Annotated in this window: 14 protein-coding genes and 4 pseudogenes; 12 read left to right on the top strand and 6 right to left on the bottom strand. The window is 60.2% G+C overall.

Annotated features, from left to right (window positions below; genetic code table 11):
• The first annotated feature begins 237 nt into the window (after positions 1-237).
• The 4 genes and pseudogenes from AC1RZR_RS35895 to scpB all read left to right on the top strand — a co-directional run bounded on the left by AC1RZR_RS35895 (position 238) and on the right by scpB (position 3130).
• The gene (locus AC1RZR_RS35895) at positions 238-534 is read left to right on the top strand and encodes a hypothetical protein (protein ID WP_481829341.1); all 297 of its coding nucleotides are present in this window, start codon (positions 238-240) and stop codon (positions 532-534) included.
• The gene (locus AC1RZR_RS35890) at positions 524-1117 is read left to right on the top strand and encodes a type II toxin-antitoxin system VapC family toxin (RefSeq protein WP_481829340.1); all 594 of its coding nucleotides are present in this window, start codon (positions 524-526) and stop codon (positions 1115-1117) included. Before AC1RZR_RS35895 ends, AC1RZR_RS35890 begins: the two co-directional genes overlap by 11 nt.
• A 248-nt stretch (positions 1118-1365) precedes the next feature.
• Positions 1366-2390: pseudogene (locus AC1RZR_RS35885) on the top strand (DUF1403 family protein).
• A gap of 5 nt (positions 2391-2395) precedes the next feature.
• Positions 2396-3130 (top strand): SMC-Scp complex subunit ScpB, encoded by a 735-nt coding sequence (gene scpB, locus AC1RZR_RS35880; RefSeq protein WP_481829339.1) that lies wholly within the window; start codon positions 2396-2398, stop codon positions 3128-3130.
• A gap of 501 nt (positions 3131-3631) precedes the next feature.
• On the opposite strand, the gene AC1RZR_RS35875 is transcribed toward scpB, so the two are convergent.
• Positions 3632-4141, bottom strand: coding sequence for a hypothetical protein (locus tag AC1RZR_RS35875; RefSeq protein WP_481829338.1), 510 nt, complete (start codon positions 4139-4141; stop codon positions 3632-3634).
• A 215-nt stretch (positions 4142-4356) separates the two neighbouring features.
• Here AC1RZR_RS35875 and AC1RZR_RS35870 point away from each other — a divergent pair, with 215 nt between their 5' ends.
• The 6 genes and pseudogenes from AC1RZR_RS35870 to AC1RZR_RS35845 form a co-directional block, all read left to right on the top strand.
• Positions 4357-5964, top strand: a complete 1608-nt coding sequence (locus tag AC1RZR_RS35870; RefSeq protein WP_481829337.1) for a transposase — start codon at positions 4357-4359, stop codon at positions 5962-5964.
• A 6-nt stretch (positions 5965-5970) separates the two neighbouring features.
• On the top strand, positions 5971-6678 hold the full coding sequence (locus tag AC1RZR_RS35865) for a TniB family NTP-binding protein (protein ID WP_481829336.1): 708 nt from the start codon (positions 5971-5973) through the stop codon (positions 6676-6678).
• A gap of 1437 nt (positions 6679-8115) precedes the next feature.
• Positions 8116-8949, top strand: a complete 834-nt coding sequence (locus AC1RZR_RS35860; protein WP_481829335.1) for a transporter substrate-binding domain-containing protein — start codon at positions 8116-8118, stop codon at positions 8947-8949.
• A gap of 62 nt (positions 8950-9011) precedes the next feature.
• Positions 9012-9986 (top strand): amino acid ABC transporter permease, encoded by a 975-nt coding sequence (locus AC1RZR_RS35855; RefSeq protein WP_481829334.1) that lies wholly within the window; start codon positions 9012-9014, stop codon positions 9984-9986.
• 65 nt (positions 9987-10051) lie between these two features.
• Positions 10052-10858 (top strand): amino acid ABC transporter ATP-binding protein, encoded by an 807-nt coding sequence (locus tag AC1RZR_RS35850; RefSeq protein WP_481829610.1) that lies wholly within the window; start codon positions 10052-10054, stop codon positions 10856-10858.
• A 314-nt stretch (positions 10859-11172) separates the two neighbouring features.
• Positions 11173-11337: pseudogene (locus tag AC1RZR_RS35845) on the top strand (cyclase family protein); the annotation flags it as partial.
• Positions 11338-11384: 47 nt separating this feature from the next.
• On the opposite strand, the gene AC1RZR_RS35840 reads toward AC1RZR_RS35845, so the two are convergent.
• From AC1RZR_RS35840 to tnpA, 4 genes are all read right to left on the bottom strand, one after another.
• Positions 11385-11606 carry a hypothetical protein gene (locus AC1RZR_RS35840; RefSeq protein ID WP_481826259.1) on the bottom strand — a complete coding sequence of 74 codons (222 nt, stop codon included), beginning with the start codon at positions 11604-11606 and terminating at the stop codon, positions 11385-11387.
• Position 11607: 1 nt separating this feature from the next.
• A complete protein-coding gene (gene tnpC / locus AC1RZR_RS35835) occupies positions 11608-13278 on the bottom strand; it encodes an IS66 family transposase (RefSeq protein ID WP_481826260.1) in 1671 nt (556 codons plus the stop codon).
• Between the two features lie 66 nt (positions 13279-13344).
• Complete coding sequence (gene tnpB / locus AC1RZR_RS35830) at positions 13345-13692, bottom strand: IS66 family insertion sequence element accessory protein TnpB (protein WP_006201720.1); 348 nt, start codon at positions 13690-13692, stop codon at positions 13345-13347.
• Positions 13689-14027, bottom strand: coding sequence for an IS66-like element accessory protein TnpA (gene tnpA / locus AC1RZR_RS35825; protein ID WP_481826261.1), 339 nt, complete (start codon positions 14025-14027; stop codon positions 13689-13691). Before tnpA ends, tnpB begins: the two co-directional genes overlap by 4 nt.
• Positions 14028-14140: 113 nt before the next feature.
• Between tnpA and AC1RZR_RS35820 the strand changes: the two are divergent.
• Positions 14141-14686: pseudogene (locus AC1RZR_RS35820) on the top strand (cyclase family protein); the annotation flags it as partial.
• A 398-nt stretch (positions 14687-15084) separates the two neighbouring features.
• Positions 15085-15372 carry a GntR family transcriptional regulator gene (locus AC1RZR_RS35815; RefSeq protein ID WP_481829333.1) on the top strand — a complete coding sequence of 96 codons (288 nt, stop codon included), beginning with the start codon at positions 15085-15087 and terminating at the stop codon, positions 15370-15372.
• A gap of 14 nt (positions 15373-15386) precedes the next feature.
• On the opposite strand, the pseudogene AC1RZR_RS35810 reads toward AC1RZR_RS35815, so the two are convergent.
• A pseudogene (locus tag AC1RZR_RS35810) lies at positions 15387-16030 on the bottom strand (IS6 family transposase); the annotation flags it as partial.
• Between the last annotated feature and the right edge of the window lie 124 nt (positions 16031-16154).

Raw genomic sequence — 16154 nt, 5'->3', positions numbered from 1 at the left:
TCTAATGTCGCAGCAATGCGATTCTTGCGAGCGAAGGTGCGGCCAAAGTCCGGAATTGTCCACCGCGTGCCGTGTGACGGAATAGCTGCGGGAATTGCCTCCGCTCCGGTCCTGGTATCGCATCAGCGGGAGCGCAACGGGCCTTTCGGATCCAGGGATGGCCTCTCAGGGGGTGGTCTCTCCTTGCTTTCATGTTCAACATCTTTTATATTCCGTTCAACAGATGGAGATCCCAAGATGACCATACGTGGCGCAGCGACAGCCGCAAGCGAGGAGCGGATCGCCCACACCCGCAACCGTCTGGTGCTTGAGCAGGCGAGGGCGGTCGGCCTGCTTGGCGCGGCCAAGAACACACGCCTTTCCGGCAGGGTGCCGTCGGAATTGATCGAGGCGGCAAAGAAGCGCGCCCATGTGACCTCCGACACCGAACTGCTTGAGCTCGCCTTGTCGCGGCTGGCCCTCGATGATGATTTTGGCGCCCGGCTCGTCGGCCGCAAGGGCAGCATCTCCGCGGACATCGATCTTGGCATTTGATCTAGGCGGCGCACTGCGGTCCCTAAAACCGCAGCGGCGTGGGGCAGGGCTGGAACGGCGACCAGATTCCGCCCTGTCCTGGGCAGGTGACCAGCCGCCTGTCGGCGGCGTATTGCTCCTCGACACCAGCGTCTATCTGGATGTCCTGCAGGGACGTACGCCCGAAGCGGTCGATAACCTTCTGACGTATCGGCTCTGTCACCACTCGGCCGTCTGCCTTGCCGAGCTCAGCCACGTGTTCGGCCGGCTCGACCCGGCGCACCCGACGACGAAGTCGGTCCTGGGAGCCGTTGCGGATACGATCGAGGATATTCCGGCGCACCGGCTGCATGCACCCGACGCCACCGCTTGGGGACGCGCCGGCATGCTGGCCGGCCTGTTGTTCCGGCTGAGCCATCTGCCGAAAGGGGAGGGGCATGAACGCCGCTTCCTCAACGATGCGCTGATCTTTCACCAGGCCGGTATGCTCGGGGCGACGGTCCTGACCGGCAATGTTGGCGATTTCGATTACCTCAGCCAGCTTGTTCCGTCGGTGCGGGTGATCTTCTACCGGGCAGCGCCAGGTTTGCGCCCGCAGACTTAAAAGCGTCAGTGGGATGCACCAGCGCGCTATCGAAGCCGTTCCAGGAAAGACCGTCGCGCTGTGGGATGGTCCAGAGGGTCGCTGGGCGTGAATTTTGGGCTTTTGCTCGACGAAAACGGCCATTTCCCCATGTAGCGCAGAAACGAACGATAATGCAACATTATCATTCATTTGATGTGCGCGACGGGCGCGGCGGTTATGTGCAAATCGGGTTGCTAAAAGCGCCGCCAGGATTCATCCTGTCACGGATGATTCTTCGACCCAAACTGTCCCTGCGCTACCACGGTACGCTGACTGGTGAAGCCAGCGTCGCTGCATCGAAAGCCGCCGTGCCTGCTTGGTTGCGTCGGGCGGTTCCCGATGCGCAAAGCCTTGCTGGAAAAAATGTTGAGGAGGTGGCGCTCATCGCAGGCGCCACCATCGGCGCACTCGATGCGGTGGTTCGGCGGCAGGAGCGGTGGGCCGGCGCCTGGTGGCAGCGCCTGGCGCTTGTCGCTGCCGCGGCAACGGCCAAACAGGCAGGGCGCGTCGAGGATGAAGGCGCGCTGCGCGACACCGTGCTGCTCACACGACAGGGCGATTTTTTGTCCGTCGGCCCCGCCGGCCTTTTGCTCCTCGCCTGGCGCCGGCTGGCCGCCCGGCCCGCAGAGCAGCTTCTGACGAAGAGAAATCTGGCCGCGGTATTGGAGGAATTCGGCTATGCTCCCGATGACGAGTGCGTGAGCGCCCTGACGGACGATCTTCGACAGCTCGCCGCCAGTGACGGGACGGTGGTAATGATGACCGGCGCTATGGCGATCGCCGAACGCCACGGCTTTGGGCGCGCCATCGGAGCCTGGCTCGCCGACGCCCTCTTGGCGCAACGGCTGGGTTGGGTCCACGCGGTGCCGCTGCTGGGCGCCGAGGCAGCCTTAGGGACAAGCGCTCGCCCGCGCCGATCGGCAGTCGGCTCTGTGGCGACAGGCATTGAGGCAGATCCTGAGGTTACCAAAAGTCTGCTTGCGGCGCAGGCGCGCTGCGCGCTGCGCGCCATTGATCTTTCCGCCGAGCTCGAGCGCCGCGCGGACCGGCTGCTTGCGGTTGCGCCGAAACTCAGGGCCAAGTCGGCGGACGTCGTCGTGGAAAGCTGCTCTCTGACGACGCGATCGTGGCTTCGGAAACCATCGCCGGCATGAGCGACCGCGGCCTGCGCCGCCTGTTCGACCGTCTGGTCGAACTCGGCGCCGTGCGCGAGCTGTCCGGCCGCCCCGCGTTCCGCATCTACGGGCTGTGAAGACAATGGCGGAGAGTGCACGTAGGCGAGGAGGGAGCCGGTCAGATGAGCATCGATCGGGCGAACGGCGATCAGCTGACCAGCTGTTTGACCGGGAACTGGATCATCTGCCGCCGGAAGCGCGTTGGCGTGAATGGATGCACCGAGTCGAAGCAACGATCTTCGCCGCCAGCGAACCGGTCGACCGCGAAATGCTCGCCCGCATCGTCGGGAAAAGCTGCAGCATTGATCTTCTCATCGATGACATCCGCGAAGAGCTACGTGGCCGGCCTTACGACCTGGTCGCCGTCGCCGGGGGCTGGAAGCACCTGACCCGGCCGGCCTATGCCGACGCCATCCGGAGTGCATTTGGCACAGCCGTCGGCGGCGGTGGGCGTGCCGTGGACCTGACCCAGTCAGACGTGCTGGTACTGATGTGCATCGCTTATTTCCAGCCGATTACGCACGGAGAACTGTCGTCGTTTTTCGGCAAGGAAGTTTCGCGCGACCTGATCGGCCACCTGCGCGGCGCCGGCTTCATCGCGTCCGGTCCGCGCAGCCCGACTCCTGGCGCGCCCTACACCTATGTCACGACGAAAGAATTCCTGCTCGAGTTCGGGCTCGACACGCTGCGGGACCTGCCGGATTTCGAGGCGCTCGAGGACGCCGGGCTGCTGTCGAAGGAGAAGCTGCTAGCCGGTGACATAGTGCCCGACTTTTTGTCCGACAATCAAAACGCCGACGTCGAGATCGAGGATTAGCTACCGGCTGCCGTGAAGCAGCCGCTAGCCGTTGCGCATCCTAGGCTTCCCAATAGGCTGACTGTTCCAGCACCCAGCGGCAGGAACTCTTTGGTGCCGTTCTTGCCCGCAATTTGTAGGCATATTTCGGACAGACGTGGTTCCGGGCCGAGCGTTCAAGCCATGGTAAGCCGGTCAACCTCTGGGAACGTACTCTCAGGAGCGTAGGCGCCGATATCCCTTTCGACATCGCTCTGCTGGGCGTGGTGCCCCGGTCGGTTCTTGACAACCGCCCCGATCGCCGCGGCGGTGCCCGAAGTTCCCAAGCGAGAGCCACGCACGAAAATGGAGAGCCGCTCTAAGGGGACGCACAAGCGCGTATCGGTTGCCGAAGGTATCGTCGCCTACTGCTGGCCGTGGCTGCGACAGGGGTGGGGCTATCTTCATGATTTCTCCGACGCCGAGCCCGGTCCGACCTGGTCAGACGCGCCATACTCATTCTTGCTGGCGATCCAAGCATCGCTATTCGAAACGCTCGTCTCGGCTGCGGTCGCGCTGTGTCTCCCACCGCTGTTCCTCGGCAACTGCCTCCGTAAGGCCCTTCTTTGCTTGTTCGACAAAGCTGATCGCGGCGGCGTCACCGCCAAAATCCAACTCATCCAGCATGCGCGCGTTCGACTCGATGATCGCGGCGCGCGAGCCGCTCCACGTCCGTGGCCGGAATCGCCGAAGAAATTCGGCCAGGATCTGCACGCGGTTAGGCGCTTTCTCCAGAACCAGCCGCGCCGCAGGTGTCCATTGCCGCGGGGCTTTTTCCTCCGGCCTGCGGAACAGCGTGATTGTTGCGGCGGCAACAGGATAACGACTTGCGGGATCGGCTTCGCACCATGCAACGAGGATATCTTCCGGCACGGAATCCATCGGATTGCCATGCATGTGCGTTATATCCTCGATAGCTCGCACGCCGGTTTTGCGCAGCGCCGCATCGTCATCAAAAAACCCGTCAAGAGCGGCAACCGGTTGTGCCTTCACGACGCCCTTCACCAGATCGTTGTGATAATAGGCTTGGGTCTTGCGCTCTTTCGTCGCCTGTATTTAAAGGTGAGACTTCTCGCCTAATGATATCAATCCCTTAGCTTTGTATTTAAATTGAGAATTTGCATTTAAATTGAGATTCGCGCTTGGCTCGCTGCAGTTAATGTGAGATTTAGACGGTCTAACGTTAGCTTGAATTGTTCGCAGGCGGCATGGGCGACGACACCAATGATGATTACGGAGAGCGCGCGCGTTGGACCGAGGCGTGCCGGCGCGAAGAGGCAATCCGCAAGCTCTTGGAGCGCGATCCAAAAGATCTGAGCGGGCAGGCTGTAGCGGATCTGGCGTGGGAACTGGATCTCAGCCGGGCCACTCTCTATAGGATGATCAAGCTGTTTCGAGCGGGTGGCACTGTAAGTTCATTGATGTACCGCAACCGCGGTCGGCGCCAAGGACATGGCGGCCTCGACAAAGATCGAGAAGCCCTCGTGCGACGAACGATTGAAGGCTTTTATCTCAAGCCGACACGCCCGTCCTTCGCGCAGTTGGTTCGCCAGGTCCAAATCGCCTGCGCAGCGGCCGGCCTTGCTCCACCAAACTGGCGCACCATCAAATCCCGGGTTGAAGAGGTGGATCTGCGGGTGAGGGGGCGTAAGCGCGGCGAGAGCGAGGTCGTCAAAGCTACAACGGCCACGCCGGGTGCCCTTTCGGCGTCGCGGCCGCTTGAGCTTGTGCAAATCGATCACACCAAAGTTGACGTTTTCGTAGTCGACGAAGAAACGCGTCTGCCCCGCGGACGGCCCTGGCTGACGCTAGCATTGGACGTCTTTTCTCGGATGGTGACTGGCCTCTATCTGACCATGGAGGCGCCCTCGCGACTATCGACAAGCCTCTGCGTACTGCACTCAGTATTCGACAAGACGCCATGGTTGCAGGAGAGGGGTATCGATGAAGCGTGGCCAGTGGCCGGCTTACCGGGAACGATACATGTCGACAACGGCGCGAATTTTCGTAGTCATGCATTCGAACGTGCTTGCCGGGACAACGGCATACAGATCGATTGGCGTCCGCCGGGGACGCCCCATTTCGGCGGCCACATCGAACGGTTGATTGGCACGCAGATGGGCGCGGTTCACCTGCTGCCAGGATCGACCTCGAGCAACATCGAGGAACGGCGCGAGCATGATGCCAAACGCCATGCGACACTGACGCTTCGAGAGCTTGAGCGCTACATCGCACTCGAGATCGTTGGGCAATACCATCATGCTATCCATGGCGCGCTCCGTCGGCCACCGATTGCTGTCTGGCGGCAGCAGGAGAGCGAGTTGGTGTTGCGCCTGCCGAACGATCGAATGCAATTCTGGATCTCCTTCCTGCCGGAGGCAGAGAGAACGTTGCGCCCGACCGGCATCCATCTTTTCAACATTCGCTACTGGTCTCCCGCCCTGGCCGCCGATATCGGAAGGGCCAAGGCCCGCCTGATTGTGAAATACGACCCCCGCGATTTGTCGCGCGTTTTTGTTAGGCGTCACTCCGGCAGCTTTGTTGAGGCTCGCTATGCCGATGTGACACTCGCGCCCATTACGCTGTGGGAGGCGCAGGCTGCCCGGCGCAAACTCAACGCTCAGGGCAAACGCGAAATTGACATGCACGTCCTTGTTCGTACCGCGCTTTCGCAGCGCGAACTGATCGAGGAGGCGAAACACAAGACTCAAGGGCGCCTGCGGCTTGCGAAAACGAATGTGGATGACGATGAAGTGGGCTCGCTTCGAGGCGTCGATTCAAGCAAGCCTGTCCCCTCCGTTGAAGATCTGGATTGAGCGCCTTTGAGCACGGATAATGTCCATCTGACGCAGGCCGCCAAAGACCTCCTAGGCGAGCCTGATATCGTGCGAGTTGGCGCAATTCAGGCTCGCCGCTGGATTTTTTATCCGCGGGCCAAGCAGGCGCTCGATCGTCTCAACCTGCTGGTCGACCATCCTCGCGGCACGCGCATGCCCTCGGTGGCCATCTACGGCGACAGTGGCATGGGCAAGACAATGATCCTGGAAAAATTCTGCGACAACAACCCCTCCCGATTTGATCCGACGACCGGCGTACAGGCTATACCGGTCCTGGCAATCGAGATGACCGGGAAGCCAGGTGAGCGCCGTTTATATGCCGGGATCATGGCTGCGCTTGGCGCGCCACAAGCACCCCGCGCCGACATCGTGCAAATGGAGCAAGCGGCGTTGCGGCTTCTGAAAACGGTCGGCGTCCACGTTCTTGTGATCGATGAAGTACATAACATTCTCGCCGGCTCGTACCGCGAACAGCGGGTCGTGCTGAACACGCTGCGATTTCTCAGCAATCGGCTTCAGATCTCCCTCGTTTGCTTCGGCGTAATCGAAGCGCGCGAAGCGATAAGTGGTGACGTACAGCTTGCACGCCGATTCGGCGAGCTGACCTTGAATAAGTGGGCGGCCAACGAGCAGTTCGAAGCCCTAGTTTCGTCCATTTTGCGGAATATGCCGCTTCTCCGGCCACGGTGCTGACGCCGAAATCTCTACGCCGAATTTTGCAGATCAGCGGCGGCATCACAGCAAATATTTTCCAAGCGATCACGAGCCTGGCAGCCGAGTCGATCGAGAGCGGCTTAGAGCATATCACCGATGAAGCAGTGGAAAGTTGGCGGCCGCCAATTAGCGCCGAAACAGCGTACGCATGATCCGAGAGCTCAGCGGGCACAAGGCCGCTTTCAGTCATTCTCAAACCCGTCCCAGATGAGCTCCTGTCGTGTGGATCACGCGCCATGCCGATTTCTATGGCGTCCCACCGCTCACGATGCTTCGCCATGCCATTCCGGACGCAACATCTTTGTGGCAAGCCGATACAAACCTGAGGCCAACCGCCGCCGTTCACATTGCGAGGCTGTTTCGATCCCAATCTTCGACAATCTTGGCAATGACCACGTCGGGGTTCCCACAATCGGCAGCGCGGTTCGTCGCGCCGCGCGCCATTCAATGCTGCATCGCATGCTCCGAGCAAAACAGCTTGCGAGGAGCCGCAACTGCGGTACAGCGAAGCTGGATCGAGGGTTGGCGAATAACCTGTCCAGTTTGCAGGCAACGGCAGCAAGATAAGAAGGAGGGAGCATCTGCCCCCACAAGCAGCTTATCGCCGTTCGAGGATCTTTGGGTAGATGCCATCCATGGCGAGGAACTCATCGATGAGTCGCTGAGGGGAGCATCTGTCGGTGGGGTATTGCCAATCGATATCGCCCGATTACTGCTCATCAGACGATGCCCAAAGCCCTCCCGTCATAAGGCATCGACAGGCAACTCCACCATCCTTGGCGCCGTCGTTCAAGGTTTCGATGAGCTTGTAGCCGAACGGGGTCTCCCAAGACCTAGGATTGCAAGACCGATCTTGCCTATCGGACTTCGCATGGCGCTGCTCGCTGGTATCTCAATCGTCTATCGAGCAGGGCCCACGTTAGTCTCAGAACTCAAGCGTCAAACGCTCGGCCCCATTACACGCGATTCGCTGCAATCGGCGCAGGCCTGTACTCTCAGCCACTGCAGGTGAATTGAGACTCAGGGGCATTGAATCTCATGATTAGGTGCAGTGGTCGCGGTAACTCGGCGCAATCCTACATTTAAATGCAGTGCGACACTCGGCGCAATGCTCCGCGTCCTTGAATGTACATGTCTGTTGCAACAAAATCGGTCCGCGGCACTTCGGTGTCCACCAAGACCCCCAGCTGGCCTAGGCCTTCCCGGGGAAAACTATTATCTTGACAGATCTTGGTATTTTGGCGTTTGATGCAACATGGTTCTGCGACGGGATTTCGATATCCACCTACTTTCCAACGCGCAGGCGAGGACCGCTCGTGGTCAGCACCTGCGCGTTGGTTGGACGAGATGATGGAACGACAAGCAATCGAGAAATCATGCCAACGACTGAACGCTACACTCATGGAGGGACAATCAATGAACAAGCTAATGACGATGATCGCAGCCTCGCTGGTAGTTGTTTCTGCGGCTTCGGTGACCGCGGCCAACGCCGGCGAAGTGCTCGATCGCGTACTCGAAACAAAGACGCTGACGGTGGCAGCCGGAGTGGATTGGGGCGTCGAGTCGCGATTGAACGACAAGCATGAGCTTGAGGGTTACGATATCGACGTCGCTAAGGGGGTCGCAGACTACCTGGGTGTGGAGGCCAAATTCGTCACGCCGGAGTGGGGTGTCATTGTATCCGGTAAGTGGGAAGGCCGTTGGGATCTCGCCGCGGGCGAAATGGTGCCGACGAAAGCCCGAACTGACCTGTTCGACTTCCCCGCGATATACTTTTACGGGAAGTACGTGGTGCTAGTCCCCAATGACAGCAAGGCGGAGAAACTCTCTGATCTCAACGGAAAGGTCATTGGCGCCGACGCAAATGGACCGGCTGAGAAGTACGCAAATCAGACACTGACTCCAGACTGGCCGGGTGCCAAGCCAGTTGAGTATCAGTTCACCCCAGGTACCGTGAAGCTTTACGAGAGCGGCAACATCTCAATGGCCGACCTGCGGCTTGGCGACGGCGTCCGTCTTAACGCCTACATCACTGGCGGGAGTACCGCAGAGGGGGCGATCGAATCCGGATTTCCAGTCCATCAACTCGGCGATCCGCTGTTCTTCGTCCCGGGTGCATTGGCCGTTCTCCCTGGCGACAAGGAATTTAGCGACAAGATCGCTGCGGCGATTCAGAAGATGAGAGATGATGGCACGCTCTCCAAGTTGGCTATCAAGTGGTACGGGCACGACGCCAGCACTGAACAATAACACATCTGCAGCGGAACTGATCCCGAACGTTCGGGGTCACTTCTTTTCTTGAAGGTTCGCTCATGCTCTATCGGGACACAGTCGAGGCCGACGTTCTCGTCCACAAGCCTTGGTTCGTAGCTTCGATCTTCGCGGTCGTGCTCTTGGCTTCTCTGGCGTTCAATTTTACCAGCACCCCCTTGGGGGAGCTCATGCGACCAGTAATCGGAGATCCGCAGCTCAGTGGCCTTTACGGGCGCTTCGCGATTGCCTTCGTGATTGCGGTGATCTTCTGCGCAAACGTTGCGTTGCTCGGTTTTGCGCCGCTGCGGGTGCAGATCGCCGTCGTGTGGCTGGAACTTCTCCTGGTTTTCTTGGCGTTCTTCCTGTCGTTCGACCTTAGCTTGCCGTTCATTTGGCACAACCTGCCCTATATGATTACCCAAGGCTTGGTTACCACAATCTACGTTTCGGCGATCTCACTCGTGTTTGCTTCAATCCTTGCGATGATCGGCGCCGTCGCGAAGCTCTCGAGTAACGGCTTCGCCTACGCTGTCGCCAGCTTCTACACCTCGTTCTTTCGTGGCCTGCCACTGCTCATGCAAATCTACCTCATCTACCTCGGCCTTCCGCAACTGGGGATCGTCCTTGATGCCGTACCTTCAGGCGTGTTGGCACTTTCGCTTTGTGTGGGCGCATACATGACCGAGATTTTTCGCGCCGGCATTCAGAGTATCGATCGCGGCCAATGGGAAGCGTCTAGGTCGATGGGGTTCGGCTTCGGATTGACAATACGCAAGATAATCCTGCCGCAGGCGCTGCCGGTGATCATACCCCCGATGGGAAACACGTTTATTGCAATGCTCAAGGACAGTTCGCTCGTTTCCGTCTTGGGTGTTTGGGAACTAACCTTTCTTGCTCGCACCATTGGCCAACCCCAGTTTCGCTACCTCGAGATGCTGATATCGGCTGCCCTCATCTATTGGGTAGTATCAATCGTCCTAGAGGTCATTCAGGCTCGGATCGAGCGCCACTACGGCAGGAGCAAGGTGCGGTGAGCGTCAACGATGAAATGGATAAATCACACGACACCGCTACCCCATTCGGGCCTATTGATGCCGCTATGGACTCACCTCCGGCGTCGATTGCCGGTCAGCCCTTGCCCACGGAAGAGCTTCCGGCAGTGAAGGAGAAGATCATCGAGGCTAAGAACGTATCCAAGTGGTACGGCTCATTCAGGGCGTTGACCGACATCAATCTTACCGTCCACAAGGGCGAACGCATCGTGATCTGTGGCCCATCCGGGTCTGGAAAGTCGACCCTAATCCGCTGCTTCAATCGACTCGAGGCACACCAAGAGGGTGAGATATCGGTCAACGGAATCTTGTTGCATCCCAAGATGCGCAACGTGGCCGAGGTGCGAAAGAACGTCGGCATGGTCTTTCAGCACTTCAACCTCTTCCCGCATATGACCGTGCTTATGAACTGCATGGCCGCTCCAATGTGGATCAAGGGCGTGCCCGAGACTGAAGCCAGGAATCTCGCCCTGCGTTTTCTTGAGCGCGTGCGCATTCCCGAACAGGCGAACAAATATCCGGCTCAGCTTTCCGGGGGACAGCAGCAGCGCGTGGCGATCGCGCGCTCTCTCTGCATGGAGCCTGCAGTCATGCTCTTTGATGAACCGACCTCTTCGCTCGATCCAGAAATGGTCTCCGAAGTGCTCGAAACCATGACAGGCCTTGCCCGCGACGGGATGACCATGGTCTGTGTTACCCATGAGATGGGTTTCGCCCGCGCCGTGGCGGACCGGGTCATCTTCATGGATCAGGGTCGAATTATCGAGGAAGGTAAGCCATCCGACTTCTTCGCCAACCCACAGCACGAGAGAACCAAGCTGTTCCTTAGCCAGATTCTTCGCGCGGATGGTTGATTCCGTGAACGGCACGCGGTCTGGGGCCGAATACGAGGAGTTGGCTTTGCAGCGGCATAAGCGCCCCCTGTATGCGTCGCATAGGGATGATCTGCTCGCGGAACCTGGCATGTTGGATGTCCGGATGAACGACTGTTCTTTAGCCGGAAAATCGTCACCAGGGCAGCCTGGCCCAAAGTACCAGGGGCGAGTTACGTGACCCACTTAATACCGTCGAATTCCGGTCCTAGGTTTGAGCCAATTCGGCTTGCTGCCCAGCACCTTCGTTCACTTCGAGCGATCGATCTTGCACCGACGCTAGGCCGGGGGTTCCCCGATGGCCGTCGCATCCCCATCTCATTATCGATCCGACCATAGTCCACGAGGCTGCTGGCTATTATTGTCAGACTCTAAGCATGCCCGAGCACATCGGTTGCCACGTTGATGCGCCAGCGCACACGGTCGCTGATAAGATGAACCAAACCATCGAGACATTGTAGCCATCCGGTGAACACCGCAGAGGTTTTGGCTTCACCGGGAATAATGATCAGTCGGTCTGATCGCGATGGATTGCGATGAGTTCCTGCAACTGCTCGATGCCGAAGTCGGTGAAGGCAATCGTCTCTTCGTCGCCCGGACCATAGACCCAGATTAATCCGTCTTCGGGCTCCATCTCGCCGGCGATATCCGAGAGCCATTTTTCGTCTTCGCCGAGCTCCGCGGCAACGCGGGCGATCGTGGTGACGCGGCAGACTTTATTGATGTGCATATCAGGCGGCCGCGGCGTCGAGGCCCTCGCGGCGCCAGTTCCAAGGGAGGAGCTCATCGATCCGCTGTGCTGGGTGGGCTGCGATGCGCGCCAGGACATCGGCGAGCCAGGCCTGAGGGTCGACGTCATTCAACTTGGCGCTGACGATCAGGCTGTAGAGAACGGCAGCGCGCTGTCCGCCGCGATCGGAACCGCAGAACAGCCAGGACTTTCTGCCGAGAGCGATGCCGCGCAGGGCTCGCTCGGCTGCATTGTTCGATAGGCAAATGCGCCCATCGCCGAGGAACCGGGTGAAGGATGACCAGCGGCGCAGCATGTAGTTGAAGGCCTTGGTCAGATCGTGTCCGCGCGAGAGCTTGTCGCGCGTCTCGATCATCCAGCGCTCGAGCTCGGTGACCAGCGGCGCGCTCCGCTCTTGGCGCACGGCGTGGCGTTGGCCTGGCGACAGGCCATTGATCTCGCGTTCGATATCGAACAGGGCATCGATGCGCTTCACGGCTTCAACCGCTAACGGATAGACCAGGTTGGGCTTCTCGCCGCGCGCCGTCTTGCGCGCCGCCGCTTCGATATCGGCCAGCTCGAACACTTTGCGCCGGCTGTGGGCCCAGCAGCTGGCTTCCAGAACAGGCGCCGGCTGACGGCCCGTCGCATAGAGATCGCCATAACCGCCATAGGCATCGGCCTGCAAAATGCCGCTCCAGCCGGCGAGATGCGCTGCGGGATGTTCGCCTCGGCGATCGCGGGAATAGTAGAACACCACCGCCGGCGGATCGGCGCCGCCGAACGGTCGGTCATCGCGCACATAAGTCCATAATCGGCCGGTATCGGTCTTGCCCTTGGCCAGGACCGGAACCGTCGTATCGTCGCCGTGCAGACGTGAAGCGGCCAGCACATGGGCTTCGAGGCGCTTGAACAGCGGCATCAGCGCCGCGGCGCCGGCGCCGACCTGGTCGGCGAGCGTCGACAGGCTGAGCGGCACGCCTTCGCGGGCATAGCGTTCAGCCTGGCGGTTGAGCGGCTGATGCTGTCCGAACTTCTCGAACAGGATCATCGCCAGCAGGCCAGGACCGGCCCAGCCGCGCGGGGTGGCGTGGAACGGCGCCGGAGCCTGGCTGATCGCCTCGCAGTCGCGGCAGGTGAACTTCTCCCGCACGTGCTGGATCACCTTCCATTGCCGCGGCACCACCTCCAGCGTCTCGGTGATATCCTCACCCAGCTTGCGCAGCCGATGACCGCCGCAGCAGTGGCAAGCGGTCGGCGCCGCCTCGACCACGCGTTCGCGCGGCAGGTGCTCAGGAAATGGCTGGCGCGCCGGTCGTTTGCGCACATAAGGCGCCACCTCGGTGGTCCGGGCCGCTGCCTGTTCGGCGGCGATCTCGTCTTCCGTCGCCGTGCTCTCGAGTTCCTCGAAGGTGAGCTCCATCTGGTCGTGCAGGCGGGCGGAACGTTCAGAACTCTGACCATGCAGCGCCCGCTGCAGCTTGCGGATCGTCAGATCCTGATGTGCGATCAGCGCCGCATCATCCGATGCCTTGGCCCTGGCGACCGCCAGTTCGGCCTCGACCAAGGCAGCGCGCGCGGCCTCGTCTTCGGCTCTGGCCAGCGCCGCGGTCAGCGCTGCTCTCAGCGCGCCGATATCGTCCGGAACAGCATCCAGGGCGGTGGCAACCATGCTCTGGAGTGAATCATAAAACGCGTCCGCTGACTCGCGGAAAATGGCGCAAACTCAAAGAAAAACTCAGCCCGCGCGCTGGGGGCGGAACGTGTGACGCGGGTTGCGCCAATCGATCCCGTCGAGCATGTAGGCGAGCTGCGCCGGTGATATGGAAACCGTACCGTCCGCCGGCGAGGGCCATAGAAACCGGCCCTTCTCGAGCCGTTTTGCATACAGCGACATGCCGAGCCCATCATGCCAGATAATCTTGATCAGATTGCCGCTGCGGCCGCGGAAGACATAAAGATCGCCGGCATGCGGATCCCGGCCCAACGTCTCCTGAACCTGCAGAGCGAGGCCTTGCATCCCGCGACGCATATCGGTCCGGCCGACCGCCAGCCAGATCCGCACCTGGCTCGGAACCGGGATCATGAAACGCCCAGCGCCTTCACCATCGCCGCCGCCAGTGTCGGCGGCGTGGTCAGCGGAATCCGCAGCCGCACCTTGCCAGCGATCTCCAGCTCGATCACCGCTGGGGATGCCGCCGGCACCTCATCGGGAACCACGACAACTTCGGCAAAGCCCGTCTCGCGGGCTCTCACCGTGCGGCGCCACTTATAGATCAGGCTGGTCGCGACATCGTACTGACGCGCCACCGCCGCCACTGTGGCCCCGGGCGCGAATGCCGCGGCCAGTATCCGGCACTGATCCTCTTCACTCCAACGACGACGACGCTCCGGCCCGGTCAATAACGTCACATGGCTCATGCTGTGCTGCTAACTACGCTCGTAAGGACGACCTTAAGAGCGCAGCTTCGCTACCGTGCCATGCTCGCGCAAGGCGGCCTTAGCCGGAGGCGTACGAGACATTCGGCGTCGACCATTTGATAGCTGAGGCCGTGGTCTACGACTTTTCCGATCGCGATTGGGGCCCCGGCGATGTCCTTACGGCGTCCGACATTGAAAGCTGCGAGCGCCAACATGGAGTTTCGGTGGGTCGCGGGGAGATCGCGCTCGTTAACTTCGGCTGGCTTAAGCGTCATTGGCGTCGCGACGCGCAAGCCCAATGGTACGCACGAAATGCGCCCGGTATGAACGAAGAACTCGTCCTCCTTTTCAAGGAGCGGAGAGTGCGAGCGGTGGGAGCTGACAGCGTGCGAAGCGGCCCTAGTCGACGGCGTTTCGATCGGTGCGATGCCTGGGCATCACCAGCATTGGCTCCCGAACGGAATTCTGATCTTAGAATGTGTGGCAAATCTGGAGCTCGTCTCGCGACGTTGCCTGTTCGTTGCCCTTCCTCTTCCCATAGAACACGGTTCCGGCTCGCCGCTTCGCCCTATCGCCTACTGCTGAGATCTCGACGGTGTGCCTACCCAGGTCTGTCAGTCGCCCAACTGGCAGGGACGACGATAAGGCCGCGGGTCTAGAGACTCGTCTTGGCCCGTATATCGTCTGGCCCTTTCGGATGGATCGCGCGGACCGGTGAAGGCCCTTTACGACGGAGAACCCCATTGGCGACGCGGGTGGAGGTACGCCCATATCGATTCTGATGCGCTAGGTGCAGTCGAGTTCGATTGGTCATTCAGCATTTCCCGTGGAACTTCGGTCTTTTCGCTGCAGACTAAAGGTGTAATTTAGGGCAACAAAATCGCAGAGGTCTCAATGGAAAACGGTAGCAGCACGAAGGACACCCCAGAGGCTCTTCTGGAGCAAGGGGGACGAGGTGCTCCTGAGGCGCGCACAGGATTGAACCTTGCGCCACTCGAGAAGAGTGTGCGCCTCGGCGATCTTGCCTACGAGGCAATGAACGATCGGTTGATTCGAGGTGCTTTCGCAGCCTGGACGAAAGCTGACGGTGCGTGCCGTGGCAGAGGCCCTCGGTGTGGGCTCTACGCCGGCGCGCGACGCCCTGAACCGCCTCGCGGCAGAGGGCGCGCTCGTCTATTCAGGCCCTAAGACCGTCATCGTCCCGTATTTGACATTTGACGCACTGGAAGAAGTTACGGCGATGCGGCTTGCGCTCGAGGGTGTGGCGGCTGAGCGCGGCGCCGCTAACTCGCCTCCCGAACTGGTTCCGTCGCAAACTCTAGCTGAGGTCGCAAAGGCAGGTTGAGCGTCACGCGGCGCTCATGCGGCGAGGATTTCGAACTGCCTGGCAATGGAGGGCGTCGGATCGTAGGCAAACCTCGCCTGTCGTTTGCGCATCATATGAACCATCTCGATGCCCGAGAGGATAATTTCGGCAGTTTTCGTTGACTTGAAGCCGAGCATGGACCGGACGCGGCGCTTGATGCGCCGATGATCCTGTTCGATGCGGTTGTTGAAATGTTGAAATACTGGCTCTTGCGGATTCTGATTGGCTTCAGTGCTCGTCGCGATCGATCTCGCAGGCGGTTTTCAGGATCGCAAGATCGGATGGCCTCGTGATTGGTCTGGCTGCCGTCGATGACGATCCGGTCCGGCCTGCCATGGCGCTGCAAGGCCTTCCGCAAGAAGCGTTTCGCCGCCGGCAGGTCACGGTTTTCGCTGAAGAAGAATTCGACCGTATCGCCAAGGCTGTCGATGGCGCGATAGAGATACATCCATTGGCCGCGAACCTTGATGTAGGTCTCGTCCATGTGCCACTTTCCAGTGACGCTCCTCTTGCGCCGGTTGAATCGGTCGAGCAGCTCAAGCGAGAAGCGCACGACCCAACGATGCACAGTTGAATGGTCGACGCTCAGGCCGCGTTCGGCCATCATCTCTTCCAGATCGCGCAGGCTGAGATTGTAGATTCCATGGGCGGTGGAAAGCGATCGGCTTTCTGACAGAGTGAGGTTGCTGAACCACCCTGTGGAGACGACCATGCATATTTCAACTGACCGATCCGAAGCACCGACCGCCATACGCACCAAT

It is taken from the genome of Mesorhizobium bavaricum, from assembly GCF_056781655.1.
The sequence above is the reverse complement of the archived record's forward strand: the minus strand, read 5'-3'. Positions and strand labels throughout refer to the sequence as shown.

Bases quoted from the DNA above. Each gene is read 5' to 3' on its own strand.
- AC1RZR_RS35895 (WP_481829341.1), top strand. From the start codon at position 238: ATGACCATACGTGGCGCAGCGACAGCCGCAAGCGAGGAGCGGATCGCC.
- scpB (WP_481829339.1), top strand. From the start codon at position 2,396: ATGGCGGAGAGTGCACGTAGGCGAGGAGGGAGCCGGTCAGATGAGCAT.
- AC1RZR_RS35870 (WP_481829337.1), top strand. From the start codon at position 4,357: ATGGGCGACGACACCAATGATGATTACGGAGAGCGCGCGCGTTGGACC.
- AC1RZR_RS35860 (WP_481829335.1), top strand. From the start codon at position 8,116: ATGAACAAGCTAATGACGATGATCGCAGCCTCGCTGGTAGTTGTTTCT.
- AC1RZR_RS35855 (WP_481829334.1), top strand. From the start codon at position 9,012: ATGCTCTATCGGGACACAGTCGAGGCCGACGTTCTCGTCCACAAGCCT.
- AC1RZR_RS35850 (WP_481829610.1), top strand. From the start codon at position 10,052: ATGGACTCACCTCCGGCGTCGATTGCCGGTCAGCCCTTGCCCACGGAA.
- AC1RZR_RS35840 (WP_481826259.1), bottom strand. From the start codon at position 11,606: ATGCACATCAATAAAGTCTGCCGCGTCACCACGATCGCCCGCGTTGCC.
- tnpC (WP_481826260.1), bottom strand. From the start codon at position 13,278: ATGGTTGCCACCGCCCTGGATGCTGTTCCGGACGATATCGGCGCGCTG.
- tnpB (WP_006201720.1), bottom strand. From the start codon at position 13,692: ATGATCCCGGTTCCGAGCCAGGTGCGGATCTGGCTGGCGGTCGGCCGG.
- tnpA (WP_481826261.1), bottom strand. From the start codon at position 14,027: ATGAGCCATGTGACGTTATTGACCGGGCCGGAGCGTCGTCGTCGTTGG.